The sequence below is a fragment of the Microlunatus elymi genome, from assembly GCF_007362775.1.
In the GTDB taxonomy this organism is placed as follows: domain Bacteria; phylum Actinomycetota; class Actinomycetes; order Propionibacteriales; family Propionibacteriaceae; genus Microlunatus; species Microlunatus elymi.
The window spans coordinates 3,524,418-3,546,570 of record NZ_CP041692.1 but is presented as its reverse complement, the minus strand read 5'-3'; the positions used below and the strand labels follow the sequence as shown (position 1 = coordinate 3,546,570).

Genomic DNA, 22,153 nt, shown 5'->3' with positions numbered 1-22,153 from the left:
CTCGGCGAGCGGGTCTGACACGGTGACGGTATGAAACGGCTGCAGCAACTCCTCGACGACGCCTGTGCCCGCGGTACGGTGCTCGGCGCGGTCGCGCTGGTTTCGCGCGACGGTGAGCCGGAGCTCGCGTACGCGGGCGAGCAGACGATCGGCGGTGCGGCGATGACCCCGGACACCATCTTCCGGATCGCGTCGATCACCAAGCCGATCGTCGCCGCCGCCACCATGGTGCTGGTCGAACGAGGCGTGATCGATCTGGACGAGTCGGTCGCCTGGCTGCTGCCCGAGCTGGCCGACCCGGTCGTGCTGCGAAATCTCGAGGGTCCGACCGACGATGTAATGCCGGCCGAGCGGGCGATCACCGTACGCGATCTGCTCACCTTCCAAGCAGGCCACGGTTTCCCGCAGCGCTTCGACCTGCCGATCGTCCAGGTGCTGACCGAGCAACTCGCCGAGGGGCCGCCGCAACCCCAGCATCATCCGGCGCCCGACGATTGGATGCGGGCGCTGTCCACGGTTCCGCTGCTGCACCAACCCGGGGCGGGCTGGACCTACAACACCGGTGCCGACATCCTCGGTGTGCTGTTGTCCCGGGCCACCGGCGAGTCCTTGATCGACGTGCTGTCGGACGCCGTGCTCGGTCCGCTGCGGATGACCGACACGTCCTTCTGGACAACGGATGTCGACCGATTGGCCGGCTTGTATCGCCGTGGCGATGCCGGGCTGGAGCTGATCGATCCGCCTCAGGGTCAGTGGGCGGCGCCGCCCGCGTTCGAGAGCGGCGGCGGTGGCCTGCTGTCGACCGTGCACGATTGGCACCGTTTCGGCCGGATGATCTTGGCCGGCGGTGATCAAGGGGGCCGGCGGGTGTTGTCGGAGGAGTCGGTGAAGTTGATCACCACCGCGCACGTCGACGGCGGTCCGCAACATCTCTTCCTGGACGGCCAGGGCTGGGGATTCGGCGGCGCAGTTGATCTTCGTACAGCACATCCCTGGAACGTGATCGGCCGCTACGGCTGGGTCGGCGGGACCGGCACCGCGGGTTATGTGATCGGGTCCACGCAGACCGTGGTGGTGTGGTTGTCCCAGGTGGAGATGGGCGGGCCGGACGACACCGCCGCGATGTCCGACGTTCTGACCTACGCGGCCCGCTGACCAGCCCTGCCGGTACGCCGCCGCACCCATTCAGGAGCTGGCCGACAGGCCGGCTGCGACGGCGAAGCCCAGTACGGTGAGGAGGCCGGCCGGATCCTTCGCCTTGTCGTACGCCTCCGGAATCATCTCGTCGACCAGCATTACCAGCAGGGCGCCGGCGGCGAAGCCATCGATGGCGCCCTGCCATCGAGGGCCGAGCAGATCGGCAAGGCCGTAGCCGGCCACGGTCGCGAGCGCGCAGAGCGCCGCCACCACCAGCCACAACTTGAGCACCGCCGGGCTGCTGCGCCCGCCGAGATGCATCTCGGAGGCCGAGCCGATTCCCTCCGGCAGGTTGGACACGAAGATCGCCACCAGCAGGGCGACACTGACACCGTCACCGGCGGCAAGACCGATGCCGAGCACGGCCTGCTCCGGGATCCCGTCCAGGAACGCCCCCAGCGCCAGCGGCAGACCGGCGGATCCGCGACCGCGGCTTCCGAGCCGCTGGACACCGCGGTTGGCGAGGAAGAAGGCGCCGGCGCCGGCGCCGATGCCGATCGCGAGTGGTAGCGGCCCACCGACCTGGAAGCCTTCGGCCGCCAACTCGAACGAGACGCTGGACACCAGGGCGCCCGCGCCGAACGCCAGTACCGCGCCGATCAGCCGGGTCGGCCAGGTCCGCGCCACACCAAGGATCGCGCCGATCACCAGTGACGACGCCGCCACCGCTCCCCACACGATCGCTGCCAGCATGATCATCTCCCTTCGGTGAAGTTGATCATGCCAGTTCGGTCGCGCCGTCCGACGCCGCCCACCGGGACCGGCATGAAGTCCGCCAAGGCCGCCGGCCGACCTGGCTCGGTCCATGACGGGGTTGCTCAAGGAAAGTGCCCCGAATCGGCGAAGATCATCGCACTCTGCTCGAGCAACTCGGCTATCTGTGGCGGGCTCAGCTGGACGGGCTGGTGACTTCGAGCAAGATCATCCTGTGCTGCTATGACCCGGCCAAGCGGGATGCGGCGCTGAAGGTGCTGTGGCGCTGCGATGATCATGAGTACCGCCTGGTCGGGGACTTCCATGCCGACCAGCCGCAGTCGGTCCTGCTGGTCTGTCGCTCGGATCGCGCCGACAGCGCGACGTAGGCTGACCGGATCATGCGGGAAACGGAATTCTGGGAACGGATGCGCACCCATCTCGGCCCGGCCTACAGCCAGGTCTGGGCAGGTCAGCACAATCTGGCTCGACTCGGTGGGCGTACGGTCGACGAGGCGCTGGCCGACGGCATCGACTGCAAGACGATCTGGCGCGCGGTCTGGGAGGCGCTCGAACTACCGGCGCGAGAGCGCTGACCCGCTGTCGGACCGACACCCCGAGAAACCCGCAGCCGCACCACTACCGTGCAGCCGCACCAGGTGCAACTGGTGCGGCTGCAGCCAAGTGGTGCGGCTGCGGGGTGTAGCAGGGGATCAGCGGGCGAGGGCACCCATCGGGTCCCAGGCCGGCAGCACTGTCGGCTGCTCGTCCAGAGCCGCCACCAGCTCGGCCGGCAGGATCGACTTCGGCGCGGCGATCTCGAACACGTACTCGTCGAACCAGGAATCGTTCATGGTGTAGAAGCCCTGATCGGCGTGCTCGTCGCCCCAGGAGTTCTCCACCCGCCACTTCCGCGGCGTGCCGTCGACAAGATCAACTCCGGTGAACAGCATGGCGTGCGTCATCAGCGTCTGGTGATACTCCAGCCGAGCGGCCTTGTCCAGGCTGAACTCGGTGCCGTAGACCGACTCCAGGTCGTGCAGCTTGGCGTCCCAGATGCCGCGGTCGCGATCCATCTGCTGACCGACGTCGCAACCGAACCACACCGGCGTACCGGCGACGATCTGATCGGCGGCGTACTTCTTCATGGTCTCGATGTCGACGTTGAGGTAGACGACCTGCGGTGCGTCGACGACGTTGCCGAGCAGCTCCACGGTGTACGTCTTGCCGGTCGGGTTGCGCGGATCGTGAACCAGGCAGACGTATTCGTCCAGCGGGAGTGTCAGGTAGTTGTCACGGAACTGCTGTGGGGTCAGCCAGCCGTCGCGATGGAACTGCTTGTCGCTGTCGGTCCACTGCCAGAAGAACTTCTCCGGCGGCGTACCCAGATGCATGCACAACGCGCGCCAGACGACGCTGGTCGTGGTCTCGGCCAGCTCGGCTCGTTGATCTTGATCGGCCACCCGGATGTCCCGGGCTGCGGTGTGCAGGATCTTGCGCAGCGAGGAGTTCATCTGGCTGGTGCCCTCGGAGCTGATCGTCTCGGGCATCGCCGACTTGGGCACCAGACCGTGCTTGGCGATCACCGCGGAGAACATGTTCCATTGGCCGCCGTCGCCCATGCAGTCCTCGAGCAGGGTGGCCAACGTACGGTCGTCGGTCGGCCGGTCGGCCAGCTCGATCACCGACTGCAGGAAGTAGTTCGCCCGCTCGATCTTGTCGAAGAACATGGCGTAGTTCTGGCTGAACTCGAAGTCCTTGATGCCGAACTTGGCGGCGGTGCCGGCACGCAGCAGGTTCAGTCCGGCGAACAGCCAGCAGCGGCCGCTGCGCTTCTGGTTGGTGACCTTCCAGTCGTCCAGCCGGTTCGACATCGTGGTGTCGGTCGCCGCGACCACATCATGATCAAGAGCGATGTCCTTCAGCTCCGCCGTGGTCAACGCGTTCTGCAGCAGTTTGGCCGTCGGATCGGCGCTGAATTCTTTGCGCAGTCGCTCAAGATCAGCATTAGCCAAGGGTTTTGCAGGCATGGAAAGCAATCTCCTCGTAAAGCTCGGTACAGGTGGCGTGGTCCCAACGTATCCACGTCCGGCTCGACGCTACGGCATGAGGACGGGCGGCGATAGGGGTACCCGCAACAGTATCGTCAATCGTTTAGCGCCGACCTCTCCGGTCAGCAGGTTGCAAGGATCCATGGCCCTTCGGGTCCAGGGCAGCGAACGGCAGTCTGCTCGGTCAGCTGGACTCGCGCCGATGCAACTGCCAGGGAAAGTCGTGTCGGGTGGGCTGATGATCGTCGGGACGCTCCGCCAGCTGGATGATCAAGTCGGCGAGAGTGGAGAAGAACTCGGTCGGGCCGACGGAGGTCAACGAGGGATGCAGTTGGGTGCCTTCCTCGGTGTTGCCCACCCCGACCACGGCAAGATCATCGGGCACCGACATGCCCAGCCGCAGTGCGACGTTGATCACCGTGATCGCCGCGAAGTCGGAGGATGCGAACACGGCGGTCGGCGGATCGGCCCGATCCAGCAGGCGTAACGCGGCGTCGTACACGCCGGCAAGATCGTGGGTGTATCGCTGCAAATGATCGGATTCCGGCTTGATCCCTGCCTCTTGCAGGGCAGCGAAGTAGGCATCCTCGCGGTGCCAACCGGGCCGACTCGGATCGGATCCGGTCAGACAGCCGATCCTGACGTGATCGGCGAGCAGGTGCTCCATGGCCAGCCCACAGCCCGGCTGCTGCGGACTTCTGATCACGTCGAACCCGTCCGGTTCAAGATCATCGGAAAAGACGATCAGGCGCAGCCCGCGGCGCACCAGGCCGCGAATCCGATCAAGATCGGCACCGGTGCCGGCGTCCAGGAAGGCGGCATCCACCGGCTGCGTGTCCAGCACCTCGCCCCAGTCGCCGTCGGCCAGGATCAACGGTTGCAGGTGCCGATCGGCCGAGGCCTCGTTGACGGCGTGACTGACCGACTGGCACCACGGGTCGGACAGTTGGGTCAGCGACAGCAACACCAGCCCCGAGCGCCCGGTCCGGATGGCTCGCGCTGCATGGTTGGGCCGATAACCCAATTCCGCGGCGACCGTACGGATCCGCTCGGCCGTCGCAGCCGATGCCGCGACCTGCCCGCTGCGTCGGCCGGACAACACGAACGACACCGTGGCCACCGAGACACCGCAGCGCTCGGCGACCATCTTCATCGTCGGCCGTCTGATTGCGTCGCTGGAGGTCACCCGAGAACATTAGTCACTGAATCCGTTCCAGGACGCCGTTTCTCACCCATTCGACGGCGACTGGGTCGGTACCACTATTCGTCGCGGGCATAGGTCAACGTCTCGCCGCGGGCCCCGGACATCCAGATGTCGTTGCAGGCCATGGCGAATTCCTCCAGTCCCTGCACGATCGTCCCGTACACGTTGCCCGGTACCCAGCCCTGATCACCGTTCAGCAGCAGGTTGTTGCGGCCGTAGAAGACCGCCAGATCGATGATGTGCTGCAGCTGCAGATCTTCTCCGGAGCCGGGCGCCGGCGGCACGGGTCCCTCGCCCTGACCGTAGCCGTGCGACGGGGTGGCAAGATCATTCCCGTCGAAGGCGAAATAGCAGAGGTCACCGGGGATCGGCGTGACGGTGGTGTTCTCCTTGCCCGGTTCGGTTTCGGCGAAGGCCGGGACCAGGTTGTAGATCTCGTTGCGGGCGTACTTGCCGTGAAACACCTGCCCGGACAGCGGCAGGGCCTGCCAGACCGCATGGGCGGTGCGCGGTGCCTCATCGTCGAGCAACTTGGCGCGGCAGCTCACGCCGCGAGACTCCAGGCTGACACGCAGGTAACGCGGCATGATCAACTCGTCCCTTCATCGGTGATCAACTTCGGTGGCTGTCGGTGCCAATCGGTTCGCTGCTGGTAGATCCGGCCGGCGCGGAGCACCGTTCGGTCGGCGTGCCGACGTCCGACGATCTGAAGTCCGACCGGCAGTCCGTCGGCAAATCCGCACGGGACACTGAGCGCGGGCTGCTGCGTCAGATTGAACGGAAGGGTGTACGGAGTCCAGCTGGTCCACAGCTGCGACGGCCAACCCTCCGGTGCCTGCCGGCCGATCGGAAATGTCGTGATCGGCATTGTCGGCGTGATCAACAGGTCGTGGTCGGTGTGGAACCGGCCCATCGTGACGCCCAACCCCATCCGGGTCGCCGTGGCGTCGAGATAGTCGGAAGCGGTCAGTTCGGCACCCTGCTCGGCGATGGCGCGCAGACCAGGATCGACAAGATCAACTTCTCGCTCGTGCTCCTGCAGGACCTTGGCCGCTGCGGAGAACCAGAGCACGTGGAAGGCCTCGCTCGGGTCGGGAAAGCCGGGATCGATCTCGGTGATTTCGGCCCCCGCTTCGGCGAACACGGCCACCGCCGCGCGCACGGCCGCGTCCACCCCGAGATCATTGCGGACGTAGCCCAGGTCGGCGGAGAAACCGATCCGTAGATCGGTCAGGGCCCCGATTTCACTGTCGGCGAAGGAATCGGTGGGTGTCGGCATCGCCGACCAGTCCCGGGGGTCGAAGCCCGTGATCACGTCCAACAGCAGGGCCGCGTCGGCCACCGTTCGGGTCATCGGTCCGGCATGGGACAGCGTGCCGAACGGACTCGGCGGATACAACGGGATCAGACCGTAGGTCGGCTTCATCGCCGTGGTACCGGTGAAGGATGCCGGGATCCGCACCGATCCGCCGCCGTCGGTGCCGATCGACACCGTACCCATCCCCAGGCCGACGGCCGCGGCCGAACCGCCGCTCGATCCGCCGGCGTGCCGCCTCGCGTCCCACGGGTTGCCGGTGGCGCCGTAGCGGGCCGAATCGGTGACGCCCTTCCAAGCGAACTCCGGCGTGGTGGTCTTGCCGAGGAAGACCGCACCGGACTCCCGCAGCCGAGCGACCGCCGGCGCATCCTCGTCCCACGGCCCGGACGCGTCCAGCAACCGACTGCCGCGGAGTGTGGGCCAGCCGCGGGTCAAGAAGATGTCCTTGATCGACATCGGTACGCCGTCCAGCGGGCCGAGCGGGCGGCCGCTGTGCCAACGGCGTTCCGACGCTCGCGCCGCGGTGCGAGCACCGTCCGGATCAACCAGCACGAAGGCGTTCACGGCCGGTTGAAAGCGTTCGATCGCCGTCAACGCCGCGTCGGTGGCCTCGACCGGCGACAGTTGCCCGCCGCGGTAACCGGCGACCAGCTCGGTTGCGGTGATCATGGAGAGTTCGGTCATCGCCGCGGCTCCCGACGGGCCGACCCGCCGGCCGAGTAGCCGCGCCGCTTGTCCACGATGTTGATCAACTCCCGGCCGTCCAGCCAGCGCTCGGCGGTGTCGACGAACTGGCCGGCGAGCCGACACAGCCAGCCGTCTGTGTCGCCGGACATGTGCGGACTGACAAACGCGTTGGGCAGCTCCCAGAACGGATGATCATCGGGCAGCGGCTCGGAGCAGAAGACGTCCAGCGAGGCGGCGCCGATCGGGCCGGTCCGTAATGCCGCGGCCAACGCGTCCTCGTCCACCGACGGTCCGCGGCCGACGTTGATCAGATGCGAACCGGGCTTCATCGCGGCGAGCACCCGTGCGTTGATCAAGCCGGTGGTGGCTTGTGTCAACGGCGCGACCATGATCAAGTGATCCACCTCGCCGACGTTGCGCTCCAGGGCCGAACTCTCCACCACAGTGGCGAAATCCGGATCCTCGTCGACGGCCACCCGGCCTGCGCCGGTGACCCGCAGACCGGCCGCGGTGAGCAGTCGCGCGGTGGCCCGGCCGATCCCGCCGGTGCCCACGATCAAGGCGTGCTGTCCCGCCAGCGAGCGGGTCTCGCGATGCTGCCAGCGGTGCTCGCGCTGCAGTTGTCTGGTCCGGTGCAGTTGCTTGGTCTCGGCCAAGATCATCGCCAGCACGTATTCCGCGATCGGCTGGTCGAAGACGCCGCGGGCGTTGGTCACCACCACGTCGGAGTTGATCAACTCGTCGAACAGCACCGCGTCCACGCCCGCGGCCGCGACATGCAACCAGCGCAGCCGGTTCGCTCGGGGCCAGGCGGCCCGGACGGCGGGGGAGAAGAAGTCCCAGACGAAGAGTCCGTCCGCTCCGGCGATGGCGTCCGGCAGTCCGTCCGCGTCGGTGAAGCGGAACGTCACTCGACCGGCCAGCGACTCCAGGCCCGGCGGCCGATCTTGATCATCGCGGCAGAGTACGGCGATCTGCGGCGGCGGCGACGGGGTGGACACATGTAGACCCTAGAAATCCGGACGGAACATTGTCAACAATCTACCGTCGCGGGCAGACTGTGGTCATGTACGTGGAGGGGAGCCGGTTGGCCGTGGGGATCGTGGTCCCGCACGACATGGCCCTGGACCGGGAGTTGTGGCGCTGGGCCCCCGACGACGTCAGCCTGCTGTTCACCAGGACGCCCTATTCACCGCTGGAGGTGACGACCGAGTTGGTCATTGATCTGAGTGATCCGGAGATGATCGGCCGGACCGCCACCGATCTGGTCAGTGCGGAGCCGCTGGCCTACGCGTACGGCTGCACGTCCGGCAGCTTCATCAACGGTGTCGCGGGCGAGCATGCGATCGTCGACGCGATCACCACGACGACCGGCCGACCGTCGATCACCACCAGCGGTGCGCTGGTCACGGCCATCCGCGAGCTGGGACTGCGCCGCGTCGCGGTCGCCAACCCGTACCGGTTGGACATCTCGATCGCCTTCGAGCGCTATCTGGACGAGGTCGGCATCGCGGTCGCCGGTTCGCGCAACCTCGATCTGCGCCATGACATCTGGCACGTCGGCTATCCGGTGACCCGGGAGTTGCTGCTGTCCGCCGACAGCCCCGACGCCGACGGCATCGTCGTCTGCTGCACGAACCTGGCCACCTATGACCTGATCGCCGAGGTGGAGGCCACCATCGGCAAGCCGGTGATCAGCTCCAATCAGGCCACCGTCTGGGCCCTGCTGAGACTGGTCGGCGCACCGGCGATCGGCCCGGGACAGCGGCTGCTGCGGACGCCCATCGGGGCCGCCCGATGACTGCGGCGATGCCGTCGGTGGCCGAGTATCGCGACCGCGTGCAGCGAGTGCAGGCGGCGATGGCGACCCGGTCGCTGGCCGCGCTGGTGGTCGCCGATCCGGCCAACATCTATTACCTGGTCGGCTATGACGCATGGAGTTTCTACACGCCGCAATGCCTCATCGTGCCCGCTGTGGGTGATCCGCACTTCTTCGCCCGCACCATGGATGCGGCCGGCGCGCGCTTCGGGGCTGATCTTGGTCCCGAACGCGTACACGGCTATCCGGAGGAGCTGGTGCACCGACCTGATCGGCATCCCTATCAATGGATCTGCCAACGAGCCAAGGAGATCGGGCTGTTGCCCGACGACGGCCAGATCGCCGTCGAGGCGGACGCGCACTTCTTCTCGGTACGGGGTTACCTCGCGCTGGCCGAGCTGTGCGGCGCGGACCGGCTGATCGACAGCGCGGAGTTGATCAACTGGGTGCGGGTGATCAAGTCCGACTACGAGCAAGATCAACTGCGTCGCGCCGGCCGGATCTGTTCGGTTGCGATGGCCACCGCACTGGACGTGATCGAGCCGGGAGTCCGGCAGTGCGACGCGGTGGCAGCGATCTCCTCGGCCCAGATCGCCGGTGTCGATGATCAGGGTGGTGACTATCCGGCGATCGTGCCGTTGCTGCCGACCGGTGCCGGGGCCGGCGTACCGCACCTGACCTGGACCGGTGATCGGTTCGTCGGCGGCGAGGTAACCACGATCGAGTTGACCGGCGTCTCCCGGCGTTATCACGCACCGCTGGCCCGAACGGTGATGCTCGGCCGTCCGCCGCGGCGACTGTCCCTGGTGGCCGGCGTCGTCGGCGACGGGATGGCCGCCGTGCTGGAATTGATCAAGCCCGGGGTGACAGCGGACGAGGTGCATGCCGCCTTCGACGCGGTGCTGGCCCGGCACCAGTTGATCAAGGAATCGCGGCTGGGTTACTCGATCGGCATCGGCTACCCGCCGGACTGGGGCGAGCGAACGATCAGCCTGCGGACCGGTGATCAGACCCAGCTGCGGTCCAAGATGGCGTTCCACGTGATCGCCGGGATGTGGGCCGACGGTTGGGGGTACGAGCTGAGCGAGTCGATCTTGGTCACCGATGCCGGCGCCGAGCGACTCACCGACGTTGATCAAGTGTTGCGAGTGAAAGGACGGTGAGGAGATGAGCAAATCCCTGCTGGCAAAGAGGGCAACCCAACTGCTGGGGTCGGTGATCGACTCATCGACCTCGCTGCTGCAGAAGCAATCCCACGACATCGTCCGGTTCGCGATGGGCAGCCCCGCTGCCGAGGCGATCCCGGATTTCGAACCGCTGGCGGCCAAGGTGCTGGGTGCTGAGGCTTTCGACTATGCCGCCACCGAAGGTGATCCGGGACTGCGCGATGCGCTGTTGGAGATGCTGGACGGCACCTCGGATCGGACCGTCCCCGAACGGCTGACCATCACCGCCGGCGGCATGCAGGGCCTGGACATCTTCGGCAAGCTGTTCATCGATCCGGGTGACCTGGTGATCGTGGAGTCGCCGACCTACACCAACGGCAGCGCGACCGCACTGTCCTACGGCGCCGAGCTGGCCGAGGTCGGAGTCGATGCCGACGGCATGATCATCGACGAGTTGATCGAGGTCGTCGACCGGGCCGGTCGAGCGCCGAAGGCGATCTACGTCATCCCCAGCTTTCAGAATCCTTCCGGCACCACACTGAGCCTGGAACGCCGGCAGCGGTTGATCGAGTTGGCCCGCCGTTGGGGTTCGATGATCATCGACGACGATCCGTACGGTCTGCTCCGGTTCGGCGGTGACGACATCGGTTCGCTGCGATCCCTGTCCGACGGTGATCCGCTGGTGTTCGCGGTGCGCACCTTCTCCAAGATCATCGCTCCCGGGCTGCGGGTGGGTTGGGTGGACACCGCTCCGCAGCATCAGCAGTTGATCATCAACGCCAAACAGGCGATGGACACCTGCACCAATCTGCCGGGACAGCGGCTGGTGGCCGCCTTCCTGGCCGAAGGTGGTCTTGATCAACATCTGCGCACGCAGCGGGAACGTTATCGCGAACGCAGGACGGCCATGCAGACGGCATTGGCCGACCAATTCGGGTCGCGGGCGACCTGGACCGATCCCGACGGCGGATTCTTCTTGTGGGTAACGATTCCCGGGGTCGACACCCAGCGGCTGTTCGCCGCTGCGTTGGCCGAGGGCGTCGCGTACATCCCCGGTCCTGCGTTCTCGCCGACCGGCCGCTACCCGGATGCGCTGCGGTTGTGTTTCGCCTCGACGCCGCCGGACCGGATCGTCGAGGGCGTGGCCAGGCTGCGTCGAGCGCTCGATGCCTGAGCGGCACCTCGGGCCTGAGGTGAGCCCGTTGGGCCTCGCGCCGCCGAGTGCCGCAACGGCGGCGGAGGCCGCAGTACTGGACTTGATCGGCACCGAGGAGATCACGTCGCTGGCGGCCGCTCTGGTGGTGGCTCCGGGGGAGAATCCGCCCGGCCAGGAACAGGCAACCGTCGAGGTGCTGGCCCGGGCCTGCGACCAGCGGGGACTCGATCACGAGATCGACCCGGTCCGGCCGGGCCGGCCCAACCTGCGGGCCCGGCTCGCCGGCGGTGACGGTCCAGGATTGCTGTTCCTGGGGCATTCCGATGTGGTTCCGGCCGGTGACGGCTGGTCGATGCATCCTCATCGTGGCCTCGTTCGCGACGGACGCCTGTACGGGCGCGGCTCGGCCGACATGAAAGGCGGCTTGGCCGCGATGCTGGTCGCGCTGGGTGCGATGCGCCGGGCCGGGGTGCCGCTACGAGGACCCGTGGAGCTGGCGGTCACCATCGACGAGGAGGATGCCGCGCTGGGGGTGCGCCACTACCTCACGAGCGGCCATGGCCGAGGCTTCGCCGGCTGCGTGGTCGGCGAGCCGACCGGGCTGCAGACCGTGATCGCTGCCCGTGGCGACGCGTACCTGGAGATCAAGATCACCGGTCGGGCCGCCCACGCCGGCTCTCCTGACGAAGGAACCAACGCGATCTACGGTGCGGCCGAAATCATCGACGATCTTCGTTGCTGGCATGCAGAGTTGGCCGGCAGCGGTCATCCGCTGACCGGTCCGGCCACGGTCAGTGTGGGGACGATCAGTGGCGGCACCGGGCCGTCGATCGTGCCGGCAGAGTGCCGGCTGATCGCCGATCGGCGGCTGCTGCCGACGGAGACCGGGCCGATGGTTCTTGATCAACTTCGCCGCCGAATCGGCCGCCTGGACCTGCCCGACGATCTGCGGATCGAGACGGAGTTGATCTTGGACATGCCCGGGTTCGAGACGGCGAACGACAGCACGATCGCAACCGTGGTTCATGATTCCTGCATCGCTGCCGGAGCGCCCGAGCTGCCGCCCGGCGGTTGGTCGGCTGCCTGCGACGGCGGCTTCCTGGCCCGCGACGCCGGATTGGACGTGGTGGTGTTCGGGCCCGGGTCGGTGACCGAACAGGCGCATCAGGCCGACGAGTCGGTGCCGATCCGGGACCTGTTGACCGCGGCGCGCGGCTACGCGCTGATCATCCAACGTACGTTGGGCATTTCATGATCACCATCGGGCTGCTCTACCCCGGTCACAGCGCCGAGGACGACTTCGCCGTTGCCGAGCAGCGTTTCCACCCCGACCTGCGGTTGCCGTTGGTGCACACCGCAATGGACAGCGACGCTCACCGGCCCGAGGAGTTGCGGGCCTGGGGGAGCGCCGATGCGCTGGAGCTCGGCGCCGCGGCGCTGAGCCCGGACCGGCCGGACGCGATCATCTGGGCCTGCACCAGCGGCAGTTTCGTGTTCGGCTGGGCGGGTGCCCAGCGGCAGGCCGAGGAGTTGTCCCGGCGCCGCGGGCTACCGGTGTCGTCGACCTCGCTCGCCTTCGCCCGTGCCGCCGACGATCTTGACCTGCGCCGTGTCGCCGTCGCGGCCTCGTACCCCGATGACGTGGCCCGGCTGTTCGTCGATTTCCTCGGTCAGGCAGGGATCTCGGTGGCCGGCTTCGGCGTCTCCGACATCCTCCACGCGTCCGACGTCGGCCACCTCACGCCCGATCAGGTGATCGAGTTGACCCGCGCCGCGGATCTCGACGAGGCCGACGCGATCCTTGTGCCCGATACGGCCATGCACACCCTCGCCCTCGTCGACGACCTGGAAGCCGCCGTCGGCAAACCGGTGCTGACAGCCAACCAGGTCACCGTCTGGGAAGGCCTGCGGCTGCTCGACGCGCCACGATCCGCATCCGGCCTCGGGCGGTTGTTCGCCGGCTCGGAGGACCTCCCCACCGGACCCACCCCGAGGTCGTAGGATCGTCGACAATGAACAACACCAGCCGCTACCTCGAACCGCTCGTCCGTGAGTCGACGCCGAGCATCATCGCCGACAAGGTCCGCGACGCGATCGGGCACGGCGACATCGCCGCCGGCGCACAACTCTACGAGGCGGAGCTGGCCCGCACGCTCGGGGTCAGCCGTGGGCCGCTCCGTGAGGGTCTGCAGCGGCTCACCCAGGAAGGTTTGCTGGTCTCGATCCGCAATCGCGGCGTGTTCGTGATCGAGATGACCCCCGACAACGTCCGCGACATGTACGCGGTCCGCAGTGCGATCGAGCGCGCGGCGATCGGCCTGATCATCAAGCGCGACCCGGCCGGAGCCGGCGCGAGCCTGTCCGACATCTGCACTCGGATGGCCACCGCGACCAGTGTGGCGGGGCGTTCCGAGGCCGACATCGCGTTTCACGAAGAACTCGTCGATCTGTCTCGGAGTCCGCGGCTGAAGCGGCTGCACCGGACCCTGATCACCGAGACCCGGATGTGCATCAACGCGCTGGCCGAGAGCTACGCGCTGTCCGACGACCGGGTTGCCGAGCACCAGGCGATCGCCGATGCGATCCGTGCGGCCGACCCGCAACAGGCCGACCGACTGATGCTCGAACACATGGATGACGCGCTCGCCCGGCTGGTCGTGGAGGAGTAACCCCTGGCCGCGACCAGTACGGTCGTGCTATTTTGTCTCGGTGTCCAAGGGTGCCGAGACCAAGAGTGCGATCCTGCATCACGGTGTGGAGACGGCGTACCGAGTCGGCCTCGGCCGGCTGACCATCGGCGAGCTCGCCCGCAGCACCGGCCTCAGCAAGAGCGGACTCTACGCACACTTCGGATCCATCCAGTCGCTGCAGTTGGAGGTCCTGGGACGCGCTCGAGAAGAGTTCACCGACTCGGTCATCCGGCCCGCGGTCGCCGCACCGCGCGGCGAACCGCGCGTCCGCGAACTCTTCGCCCGCTGGGCCGATCGAGGACTTCGACGTGCTCCCGGATGCTGCCTGTTCGTCAAGGCCATCACGGAATTCGAGGAGCAGAGCGGTCCCGTTCATGATCAACTGATCCAAGATCATCGCGATCTCTACGACAGCATCGCCCAGATCTTCCGGACCGGCATCACCGAGGGGCACTTCCGCGACGACGCGGATCCGATGCAGTTCGCCTTCGCGCTGGACGGCGTGATGTTCGCCGGCTACCACTGGCTGCCCGTCTACGGGGCCACCGAAACCGAAGCTCGATCCCGGCGCGCCTTCGAGGCGCTGCTGGACGCCGTACGCAGCTGAGAGGACTCTGCCGTGAGCACGAGAGACAACCGATCAAAGAAAAGCACGACCGTACGAATTCAAGCCGCGCGGTTGGCGGTCACCAGGAGGATCTTCCTGCTCGGGGATCGGGTAGCGCCGGGTCCGCTGTCGCGGTGGGCGCTCGACCTGTGGTGCACGTTGCCGGGCAACGCCGGCCGCCGCCGCGATGAGCGACCCAAACCGGGACAGCGCTCTGCCGTGATCATGAACGGTCGCGCGATTGCCGTGGAGACCTGGGGCACCGGCAGCCCGATCTACCTGATGCACGGCTGGGGTGGCTGGCGCGGGCAACTCGGCGCCTTCGTCGGACCGCTGCTGGAAGCTGGCCACCGGGTGGTCGCGTTCGATGCTCCCAGCCACGGCGACTCCGACCCCGGGCTGATGGGCAAGGGGCGCGGCAACGGGCTCGAATTCGCTCAGGCGTTGACGGCGGTGGCGGCCGTGCACGGCAGACCGGAAGCCGTGATCGCCCACTCCTTCGGCTGCGCCACTGCCGCGGTCGCCATCCGAGACGGTCTCGACGTCGGCCGGTTGCTGATGATCGCCCCGAACGTCCAGCAGTCCGGCTATCTGGAGCTGGTCGGCACGATCTTCGGCTTCGGCCCGCGCACAACGGCCCGGCTGAACGCTCGGATCGAGCAGCTGGTCGGCGGCCCGCTGGCCGAGTTCGATCTGCGGACGATGCCCGATCTCGCCGATCGCGTGCCGACGATGATCATCCACGATCAGCGGGACAAGGAGGCGCCGTACGCCGATGCCGTAGACCTTGCCGTCGCCTGGCCGAACGCCGAATTCGTGAGCACCGACGGACTGGGCCACCAACGCATCCTCCGGGACGCCGACGTGATCAAACGGGCAGCAGACTTCGCCACCGCCGGCGCCTCGGAACCGATCCGCTGACCCGGCCGATGCCCGCCGAGCAACCCGCACTCGCGACAACAGTCGGGGCAGCTTCGCTGCGGGGTGGCCCCGGGAAATCCGCGTATTTCGAGCCAACACGACGTCGGGGCTCTCGTTCGCAGCCGGCGCCCCGGCGATTAGGATCGCCCGTGTCGAACTTCGCCGGATTCACCACCGAGGCCCTGGACTTCTACGACGACCTCGAGGTCGACAACTCCAAGGCGTTCTGGGACGCGCACAAGCAGGTCTACCAAGACCACGTACGCGGGCCGATGGAGGCGCTGCTGGCCGGGCTGGAACGAGAGTTCGGGCCGGCGAAGATCTTCCGGCCCTACCGCGACGTCCGTTTCGCCAAGGACAAGACGCCCTACAAGACCCATCAGGGAGCGTTTGTCGCCACCGCGGAGGCGACGGGTTGGTATGTCGAATTGAGCGCCCGTGGCGTGATGGTGGCGGGCGGCTTTTATCACGCCGGCCCGGACGCGCTGGCCCGCTTTCGCCGCGCAGTTGCCGACGACGTGCGCGGTCCGGAGCTGGAGCGCTTGCTGGCCAAGCTCAGCAGGTCACATTGGGAGACCGGGGGAGACCGGTTGAAGACCGCTCCGCGCGGTTTTGATCTTGATCACCCGAGGATCGAGCTGTTGCGGCACCGATCGCTGACCGTGCACAAGTCGTACGGCTTCGAGCCGATCATCCACTCCGCCGAGCTGGCGACCAAGATCAAGAGGGACTGGCGCCAGGTCAGGCCGCTGGTGGAGTGGGTGTCCGGTCAGGTCAGCGGCACCACGGTGCACCTCACACGGTGATGCCGATGTACTTCGTCTCCAGGAATTCGTCGATGCCGATCGAGCCGCCCTCGCGGCCCAGGCCGGACTCCTTCACCCCGCCGAACGGCGCGTACGGGTTGGACACCACGCCCTGATTCAGCCCGACCATGCCGAACTCCAGCGCCTCGCTGACCCGGATCGCCCGGCGCAGGTCGTTGGTGTAGACGTAACCGACCAGCCCCCAGCGAGTGGCGTTGGCCAGCCCGACCACCTCGTCCTCCTCGGTGAACGGGGTCAGCGGCGCCACCGGACCGAAGATCTCCTCCGAGTTCATCGCCGCGTCCCTGGCCACGCCGGTCAGCACCGTCGGAGTGTAGAAGTAGCCGTCGCCGTCCGGCGCCGAACCGCCGGTGACCACCCGCGCCCCCCGATCGACCGCGTCGGCGACCAGCCGCGTCACCTTGTCCAGCGTTGCCTGGTCGATCAGCGGACCGACGTCGACGCCGTCCTCGGTGCCGCGTCCGACCCGCAGCCCGCCCATCCGCTCCGCGAGCAACGCTGCGAACTCGTCGATCACGTCGGCGTGCACGTAGATCCGGTTCGCCGCCGTACAGGCCTCACCCATATTGCGCATCTTGGCCGCCATCGCCCCGCTGACCGCCTCGTCAAGATCAGCGTCGTCGAAGACGATGAAGGGCGCGTTGCCGCCGAGCTCCATCGAGGTCCGCAACACCTTGTCCGCGCACTGCTCGAGCAACAGCTTGCCGATCTTGGTGGATCCGGTGAAGGACAGCTTGCGGGCCAACCCGGACTTGATCATCGGCTCCATCACGGCACCGGCGTCGGTGCAGGTGATCACGTTGACAGCACCAGCCGGAAGCCCTGCCTCAGCAAGGATTGCAGCCAATGCCAGCATCGACAGCGGTGTCTGCTCGGCCGGTTTGATCACGCTGGTGCAGCCCGCCGCGATCGCCGGCCCGAGCTTGCGGGTGCCCATCGCCATCGGGAAATTCCACGGCGTGATCAAGATCGACGGCCCGACCGGTTGCTTGGTGATCAAGAACCTGGAGCCGCCGGCCGGCGCGGTCTGATAGCCGCCGTCGATCCGTACGGCCTCGGAGGCGAAATGCCGGAAGAACTCGGCCGCATAAGTGATCTCTCCCTTGGCCTCGGCGACCGGCTTGCCCATCTCCAGCGTCATCAACAGCGCAAGATCATCAATGCGTTCATGCAGCAACTCGAAGGCCGTGGTCAGGATGTCGGCTCGTTCCCGCGGCGACAGCGCTGCCATTTCCGGTTGGGTCTTCACGGCGGCATCCAGCGCTGCCATTCCGTCCGCCGGTGAGGCGTCGGCAACCGAACAGAGCGTCTGCCCGGTGGCCGGATCCCGCACGTCGAGGGTGGCGCCGTCGGTGGCATCACTCCACGAACCACCGATGAAGAGTTGCTTGGGTACGGCGTTGATCACGGCTGCTTCTGCTGCGGCGTTCATGTATGGCAGCATAGGACCGAAACCAGGATTGTCGACAATCAGACAATGATCGGACGGTAATGATGGCTGAACTCTCACAGATCCTGAAGCAGGCGACCGGCGTGCTGGCCGCACGTGGCGAGGGCGTCTGTCTCTACGACGAACAGGACCGCCGCTACCTGGACTTCACCGCCGGCATCGGGGTGACCAGTACCGGCCACTGCCATCCGCGGGTGGTCGAGGCGGCTCAGCGGCAGGTCGCCACCCTGATCCACGCGCAGTACACGACGGTGATGCATCGACCGCTGCTGAGCCTGGTCGACCGGCTGGGGGAGGTGCTGCCGACCGGGCTGAATCGGATGTTCTTCGCCAACTCGGGTTCGGAGGCGATCGAGGCGGCGCTACGGCTCGCTCGACAGGCCACGCGGCGGCCGAACGTGATCGTCTTCCACGGCGGGTTTCACGGCCGGACCGTCGCCGCCGCATCGATGACGACCTCGGGTACGAAGTTCAAGGGCGGCTTCTCCCCGTTGATGTCGGGTGTGCACGTCGCACCGTTCCCGGATCCGACCTACTTCGGTTGGAGCATTGAGGAATCCACCGACTTCGCCCTCAAGCAGTTGGACTATGTGCTGCAGACGCTGACCCAGCCGGAGGAGACCGCGGCGTTCTTCGTCGAGCCGGTGCTGGGGGAGGGTGGCTACGTGCCCGGTAACGCCCGATTCTTCGCCGGACTGCGGGAGCGGGCCGACCGGTACGGCATCCAGCTGGTGATCGACGAGGTGCAGACCGGCTTCGGCCGGACCGGGAGATTCTGGGGCGAAGATCATTTCGACGTCCGACCGGATGTGCTGGTGACCGCGAAGGGGTTGGCATCCGGCTTCCCGCTGTCGGCCATCGCCGCCTCCGACGAGCTGATGGCCAAGGCCTGGCCGGGCAGCCAGGGCGGCACCTACGGCGCCAATGCGGTCGCCTGTGCGGCGGCACTGGCGACGCTGGACGTGATCGAGGACGAGAAGCTGGTGCAGAACGCCGCCGATCGTGGTGATCAACTGAAGACAGCGTTGATCAAGATCGCCGATGATCATGATCAGCTCACCGATGTACGAGGTCTGGGCCTGATGATCGGGGCCGAATTCCGCGACTCGGAAGGAAATCCGGACACCACCACAGCCGCCGCCGTGCAGCAGGAGGCCGCCCGGCGCGGACTGTTGTTGTTGACCTGTGGTGCGTGGAGTCAGGTGGTCCGCTTCATCCCTGCCCTGGTGGTGAACGCCGAGGAGATCGACGAAGCCGCCGGGATCTGGTCCGACGCGGTGCACGCCGTACTCGCTCGGTGATCATCCGATGATGATCACGGGTAGCAGCACATCGGGCCCCCGTCGAACTGTCGACGGGGGCCCGATGATCATTCGCTGACGAAGGTCAACTCACGTTGATCACACCGCGCTCGGCCGGATGAACTTGCCGGTCGCGGTCCGTGCCGCCTCGGGCACCTTGGTGCCACGGATCGACGCACCGGCGGTCTCCTTCATGAAGAACCAGGCGATGATGCCGATCGCGCAAGCGCCCATCATGTAGTACGCCGGGAAGATGTTGCTCCCGGTCACGCCGATCATCCACTCGTTGACCAGCGACGACGTACCTCCGAACAGGGCCGTGGAGACGTTGTAGCCGATCGCGAAGCCCGCATAACGCACGGTCGCCGGGAACATCGCCGGGAAGGTCGCCGAGATGGTGCCCAACTGCAGGATGTAGAGCAGGCCGAGCACGACGAAGGCGAGGATCGCCAGGCCGAAGTTCGCTCCCATCAACATGTAGGCCGGGATGGCGAGGACGAACAGGCCGACCATCGAGATCAGCCACACCGGCTTGCGACCGATGTGATCGGACAGCCTGCCCGCGAACGGGATGAAGATCATCATCACCACTTCGCCGATGATCGGCAACAGCAACGCCTTGTTGGCACTCAGGTGGATGGTGTCCTGCAGATAGGTCGGCATGTACGACAGCAGGGTGTAGTTGACCACGTTGAGGGCGACCACCAGACCCATCAGGACCAGGATCGTCCGCCAGTGGTTGCGGATCACCTCGCCCAGCGCAGCGCTGGCCTTCTCCTCCTTCTCGCCCTTCTCCTCCAACTCACGAAAGACCGGGGTGTCCTCCAGCCGGGTCCGCAGATACAGGCCGACCAGACCGAGCGGCGCTGCGACCATGAACGGGATCCGCCAGCCCCAGCTGTTCATGAACGAGTCAGGTGTGGCGACCTGCAGCAGCAACATCAGCAACGCGCCGCCGGCCAGGCCGGACAGGGTGCCGAATTCGAGGAAGCTGCCGTAGAAGCCGCGCTTCTTGTCCGGCGCGTACTCGGCCATGAAGGTGGCCGCGCCTCCGTACTCACCACCGGTCGAGAACCCTTGGATGACGCGCAGGGCGACCAGGATGATCGGCGCGGCGACGCCGATAGTCGCGTAGGTGGGAATGAAGGCCAGCAGGAACGTCGCGCCGGACATCAGGATGATCGTCATCGACAGCACGGCGCGGCGGCCGATCCGGTCACCGAGCGGACCCCAGATGAATCCGCCGAGCGGCCGGAGCACGAAGGAGACCGCGAATCCGAGCAGCGTAACGATGATGCTGCCGCCGGTGATGTGGTTGGTGATGTAGATCGTTGCTGCACCGTAGACGCCGTAGTCGAACCATTCGGTGGCGTTTCCGATCGCGGAGGCCGCAATGGCCCGGCGAAGGACGCTCGGTGACGGCTCCTTCGCGCTCGTCGTACTGGTCGTGCTCATCTGGTCTTCCTCCTCATCGGGCGCGAGCCCGCCGTCGCAATGGCGGCGACAGGACGGCTCGACGTCGTATTGAATTGGCCTTCTCGATGGGCGTACAAGGTCACAGGACCGGCGGGCCAGAGGGCCCGGAGCCGAGAGTCCCGTCGGTCAACGGCTGGGCAGGAAGTACTCTGCCCGAAGAGATCGTAGGTTTGTTGACAATCTGCTTCTGACTGACCTTACACAACGACGCGTCGGGACGCTCGCGCCGCTCGCTGATCGCACAGCGAGGGCGGACGTGATCAGCCCCAGGTCGCTCATAGGTCTGAGGACCGTACGCGGTCTCGGCTGCGATTGCCAGTCGAGGTGTGGAGATCCCGGGCGTGTCCCGCTGGATGTTCGAACAAGTGTTCGGTAAGTTATCCACCGCAGGAAGAGGACTTCGCAGCGTCATCCACAGGTGCCGGGGAGTACCGAACAAATGTCAGTGCCCGCGCTTAGTGTCTTGGTGACTGACGAGAAGCAAAGATTCGAGAGGACACCGCAATGGCCGTAACCGACCGGGAGAAGGCGCTGGACACGGCGCTGGCACAGATCGACAAGCAGTACGGCAAGGGCTCCATCATGCGGCTCGGCGACGAGACGCGGCAGCCGATCGGTTTCATTCCGACCGGTTCGGTCGCCCTGGACCTGGCGCTGGGCATCGGCGGGCTGCCGCGTGGCCGAGTGGTGGAGATCTACGGACCGGAGTCCAGTGGTAAGACGACCGTCGCGCTGCACGCGGTCGCCAACGCTCAGGCCGCGGGCGGCATCTGCGCCTTCATCGACGCCGAGCACGCACTCGATCCGGTGTATGCCGAGAAGTTGGGAGTCGACACCGACGCCCTGCTGGTCAGCCAGCCGGACAACGGCGAGCAGGCGCTGGAGATCGCCGACATGTTGGTCCGTTCCGGTGCGCTGGATCTGCTCGTGATCGACTCGGTCGCCGCGCTGACGCCGCGCGCCGAGATCGAGGGCGAGATGGGCGACAGTCACGTCGGCCTGCAGGCCCGGCTGATGTCGCAGGCGCTGCGCAAGATGACCAGTGCACTCAACGCCGCCAACACCACCGCCATCTTCATCAACCAGCTGCGGGAGAAGATCGGCGTCATGTTCGGTTCGCCGGAGACGACCACCGGTGGCAAGGCGCTGAAGTTCTACTCGTCGGTGCGGCTGGACGTGCGCCGGATCGAGACCCTGAAGGACGGCCAGGAGATGGTCGGCAACCGGACGCGGGTCAAAGTCGTGAAGAACAAGGTCGCTCCGCCGTTCAAGCAGGCCGAGTTCGACATCCTGTACGGGCAGGGCATCAGCCGCGAGGGCAGCCTGATCGACATGGGCGTGGAGACCGGCATCATCCGCAAGGCCGGCGCCTGGTTCACCTATGACGCCGACCAGCTCGGCCAGGGCAAGGAGAATGCCCGCAACTACCTGCGCAACAACCCCGAGGTGGCCAACGAGCTGGAGGCCAAGATCAAGGAGAAGCTCGGCATCGGCCCGGCGTCCGACGTCCCCGAGGGCGTCGACCCGGTGACCGGCGAGGTCGAGTTCTGAGCCGATGACCTCCGACAAGGGTCCTGAGCCTGTCGAAGG

General features: G+C 66.7%; 22 protein-coding genes. 14 read left to right on the top strand and 8 right to left on the bottom strand.

Translation table 11 applies throughout. The features are described 5' to 3' along the window. Positions 1-30 precede the first annotated feature (30 nt). Entirely contained in the window at positions 31-1,155 is a 1,125-nt protein-coding gene (locus tag FOE78_RS15850; protein WP_143987165.1) for a serine hydrolase domain-containing protein, read from the top strand. Positions 1,156-1,185: 30 nt separating this feature from the next. Here FOE78_RS15850 and FOE78_RS15845 read toward each other — a convergent pair whose 3' ends face one another. After that, a complete protein-coding gene (locus FOE78_RS15845; protein ID WP_143987164.1) occupies positions 1,186-1,890 on the bottom strand; it encodes a ZIP family metal transporter in 705 nt (234 codons plus the stop codon). A gap of 134 nt (positions 1,891-2,024) precedes the next feature. On the opposite strand from FOE78_RS15845, the gene FOE78_RS15840 reads away from it, so the two are divergent. Both FOE78_RS15840 and FOE78_RS15835 read left to right on the top strand, forming a co-directional pair. Then, positions 2,025-2,279, top strand: a complete 255-nt coding sequence (locus FOE78_RS15840; RefSeq protein WP_143987163.1) for a hypothetical protein — start codon at positions 2,025-2,027, stop codon at positions 2,277-2,279. Positions 2,280-2,291: 12 nt separating this feature from the next. Next, entirely contained in the window at positions 2,292-2,486 is a 195-nt protein-coding gene (locus tag FOE78_RS15835) for a DUF3046 domain-containing protein (protein WP_143987162.1), read from the top strand. A gap of 117 nt (positions 2,487-2,603) precedes the next feature. Here the strand turns inward: FOE78_RS15835 and FOE78_RS15830 are convergent, their stop codons facing one another. From FOE78_RS15830 to FOE78_RS15810, 5 genes are all read right to left on the bottom strand, one after another. Further along, the gene (locus FOE78_RS15830) at positions 2,604-3,920 is read right to left on the bottom strand and encodes a C1 family peptidase (RefSeq protein WP_143987161.1); all 1,317 of its coding nucleotides are present in this window, start codon (positions 3,918-3,920) and stop codon (positions 2,604-2,606) included. 205 nt (positions 3,921-4,125) lie between these two features. Beyond that, positions 4,126-5,094, bottom strand: a complete 969-nt coding sequence (locus tag FOE78_RS15825; protein ID WP_143987160.1) for a LacI family DNA-binding transcriptional regulator — start codon at positions 5,092-5,094, stop codon at positions 4,126-4,128. A gap of 107 nt (positions 5,095-5,201) precedes the next feature. Next, positions 5,202-5,732: a DUF3830 family protein gene (locus FOE78_RS15820; RefSeq protein ID WP_143987159.1), complete on the bottom strand. Its 531-nt coding sequence runs from the start codon at positions 5,730-5,732 to the stop codon at positions 5,202-5,204. Between the two features lie 2 nt (positions 5,733-5,734). Next, positions 5,735-7,147, bottom strand: a complete 1,413-nt coding sequence (locus FOE78_RS15815) for an amidase (protein WP_143987158.1) — start codon at positions 7,145-7,147, stop codon at positions 5,735-5,737. After that, positions 7,144-8,151, bottom strand: a complete 1,008-nt coding sequence (locus tag FOE78_RS15810) for a D-2-hydroxyacid dehydrogenase (protein ID WP_143987157.1) — start codon at positions 8,149-8,151, stop codon at positions 7,144-7,146. Before FOE78_RS15810 ends, FOE78_RS15815 begins: the two co-directional genes overlap by 4 nt. Before the next feature lie 65 nt (positions 8,152-8,216). Between FOE78_RS15810 and FOE78_RS15805 the strand changes: the two genes are divergently transcribed. From FOE78_RS15805 to FOE78_RS15765, 9 genes are all read left to right on the top strand, one after another. Then, positions 8,217-8,951, top strand: a complete 735-nt coding sequence (locus tag FOE78_RS15805) for a maleate cis-trans isomerase family protein (RefSeq protein ID WP_143987156.1) — start codon at positions 8,217-8,219, stop codon at positions 8,949-8,951. Next, positions 8,948-10,132, top strand: a complete 1,185-nt coding sequence (locus tag FOE78_RS15800; protein WP_168207548.1) for a M24 family metallopeptidase — start codon at positions 8,948-8,950, stop codon at positions 10,130-10,132. Before FOE78_RS15805 ends, FOE78_RS15800 begins: the two co-directional genes overlap by 4 nt. A 4-nt stretch (positions 10,133-10,136) precedes the next feature. Further along, positions 10,137-11,309, top strand: a complete 1,173-nt coding sequence (locus FOE78_RS15795) for an aminotransferase-like domain-containing protein (RefSeq protein ID WP_143987155.1) — start codon at positions 10,137-10,139, stop codon at positions 11,307-11,309. Further along, entirely contained in the window at positions 11,302-12,546 is a 1,245-nt protein-coding gene (locus FOE78_RS15790; protein WP_143987154.1) for a M20 family metallopeptidase, read from the top strand. The genes FOE78_RS15795 and FOE78_RS15790 overlap by 8 nt, the downstream gene beginning before the upstream one ends. Beyond that, a complete protein-coding gene (locus tag FOE78_RS15785) occupies positions 12,543-13,292 on the top strand; it encodes a maleate cis-trans isomerase family protein (RefSeq protein WP_143987153.1) in 750 nt (249 codons plus the stop codon). Before FOE78_RS15790 ends, FOE78_RS15785 begins: the two co-directional genes overlap by 4 nt. A gap of 11 nt (positions 13,293-13,303) precedes the next feature. Then, on the top strand, positions 13,304-13,960 hold the full coding sequence (locus FOE78_RS15780) for a GntR family transcriptional regulator (protein WP_143987152.1): 657 nt from the start codon (positions 13,304-13,306) through the stop codon (positions 13,958-13,960). A 40-nt stretch (positions 13,961-14,000) separates the two neighbouring features. Continuing rightward, positions 14,001-14,588 carry a TetR/AcrR family transcriptional regulator gene (locus FOE78_RS15775; protein WP_143987151.1) on the top strand — a complete coding sequence of 196 codons (588 nt, stop codon included), beginning with the start codon at positions 14,001-14,003 and terminating at the stop codon, positions 14,586-14,588. A gap of 12 nt (positions 14,589-14,600) precedes the next feature. After that, complete coding sequence (locus FOE78_RS15770) at positions 14,601-15,509, top strand: alpha/beta fold hydrolase (protein ID WP_143987150.1); 909 nt, start codon at positions 14,601-14,603, stop codon at positions 15,507-15,509. 149 nt (positions 15,510-15,658) lie between these two features. Further along, the gene (locus tag FOE78_RS15765) at positions 15,659-16,315 is read left to right on the top strand and encodes a DUF2461 domain-containing protein (RefSeq protein WP_228265847.1); all 657 of its coding nucleotides are present in this window, start codon (positions 15,659-15,661) and stop codon (positions 16,313-16,315) included. On the opposite strand, the gene FOE78_RS15760 is transcribed toward FOE78_RS15765, so the two are convergent. Further along, the gene (locus FOE78_RS15760) at positions 16,305-17,768 is read right to left on the bottom strand and encodes an NAD-dependent succinate-semialdehyde dehydrogenase (protein WP_143987148.1); all 1,464 of its coding nucleotides are present in this window, start codon (positions 17,766-17,768) and stop codon (positions 16,305-16,307) included. The genes FOE78_RS15765 and FOE78_RS15760 overlap by 11 nt on opposite strands. A 62-nt stretch (positions 17,769-17,830) precedes the next feature. Between FOE78_RS15760 and FOE78_RS15755 the strand changes: the two genes are divergently transcribed. After that, positions 17,831-19,087 carry an aspartate aminotransferase family protein gene (locus FOE78_RS15755; RefSeq protein WP_143988839.1) on the top strand — a complete coding sequence of 419 codons (1,257 nt, stop codon included), beginning with the start codon at positions 17,831-17,833 and terminating at the stop codon, positions 19,085-19,087. A gap of 99 nt (positions 19,088-19,186) precedes the next feature. Here the strand turns inward: FOE78_RS15755 and FOE78_RS15750 are convergent, their stop codons facing one another. Then, complete coding sequence (locus FOE78_RS15750) at positions 19,187-20,542, bottom strand: MFS transporter (protein ID WP_143987147.1); 1,356 nt, start codon at positions 20,540-20,542, stop codon at positions 19,187-19,189. Positions 20,543-21,067: 525 nt separating this feature from the next. Here FOE78_RS15750 and recA point away from each other — a divergent pair. Continuing rightward, on the top strand, positions 21,068-22,114 hold the full coding sequence (gene recA, locus FOE78_RS15745) for a recombinase RecA (protein WP_143987146.1): 1,047 nt from the start codon (positions 21,068-21,070) through the stop codon (positions 22,112-22,114). The last annotated feature ends 39 nt before the right edge of the window (positions 22,115-22,153 follow it).

Coding starts and splice junctions, on each gene's coding strand:
- FOE78_RS15850 (WP_143987165.1), top strand. CDS start 31: ATGAAACGGCTGCAGCAACTCCTCGACGACGCCTGTGCCCGCGGTACG.
- FOE78_RS15845 (WP_143987164.1), bottom strand. CDS start 1,890: ATGCTGGCAGCGATCGTGTGGGGAGCGGTGGCGGCGTCGTCACTGGTG.
- FOE78_RS15835 (WP_143987162.1), top strand. CDS start 2,292: ATGCGGGAAACGGAATTCTGGGAACGGATGCGCACCCATCTCGGCCCG.
- FOE78_RS15830 (WP_143987161.1), bottom strand. CDS start 3,920: ATGCCTGCAAAACCCTTGGCTAATGCTGATCTTGAGCGACTGCGCAAA.
- FOE78_RS15825 (WP_143987160.1), bottom strand. CDS start 5,094: ATGAAGATGGTCGCCGAGCGCTGCGGTGTCTCGGTGGCCACGGTGTCG.
- FOE78_RS15820 (WP_143987159.1), bottom strand. CDS start 5,732: ATGCCGCGTTACCTGCGTGTCAGCCTGGAGTCTCGCGGCGTGAGCTGC.
- FOE78_RS15815 (WP_143987158.1), bottom strand. CDS start 7,147: ATGACCGAACTCTCCATGATCACCGCAACCGAGCTGGTCGCCGGTTAC.
- FOE78_RS15805 (WP_143987156.1), top strand. CDS start 8,217: ATGTACGTGGAGGGGAGCCGGTTGGCCGTGGGGATCGTGGTCCCGCAC.
- FOE78_RS15800 (WP_168207548.1), top strand. CDS start 8,948: ATGACTGCGGCGATGCCGTCGGTGGCCGAGTATCGCGACCGCGTGCAG.
- FOE78_RS15795 (WP_143987155.1), top strand. CDS start 10,137: ATGAGCAAATCCCTGCTGGCAAAGAGGGCAACCCAACTGCTGGGGTCG.
- FOE78_RS15790 (WP_143987154.1), top strand. CDS start 11,302: ATGCCTGAGCGGCACCTCGGGCCTGAGGTGAGCCCGTTGGGCCTCGCG.
- FOE78_RS15785 (WP_143987153.1), top strand. CDS start 12,543: ATGATCACCATCGGGCTGCTCTACCCCGGTCACAGCGCCGAGGACGAC.
- FOE78_RS15780 (WP_143987152.1), top strand. CDS start 13,304: ATGAACAACACCAGCCGCTACCTCGAACCGCTCGTCCGTGAGTCGACG.
- FOE78_RS15760 (WP_143987148.1), bottom strand. CDS start 17,768: ATGAACGCCGCAGCAGAAGCAGCCGTGATCAACGCCGTACCCAAGCAA.
- FOE78_RS15755 (WP_143988839.1), top strand. CDS start 17,831: ATGGCTGAACTCTCACAGATCCTGAAGCAGGCGACCGGCGTGCTGGCC.
- FOE78_RS15750 (WP_143987147.1), bottom strand. CDS start 20,542: ATGAGCACGACCAGTACGACGAGCGCGAAGGAGCCGTCACCGAGCGTC.
- recA (WP_143987146.1), top strand. CDS start 21,068: ATGGCCGTAACCGACCGGGAGAAGGCGCTGGACACGGCGCTGGCACAG.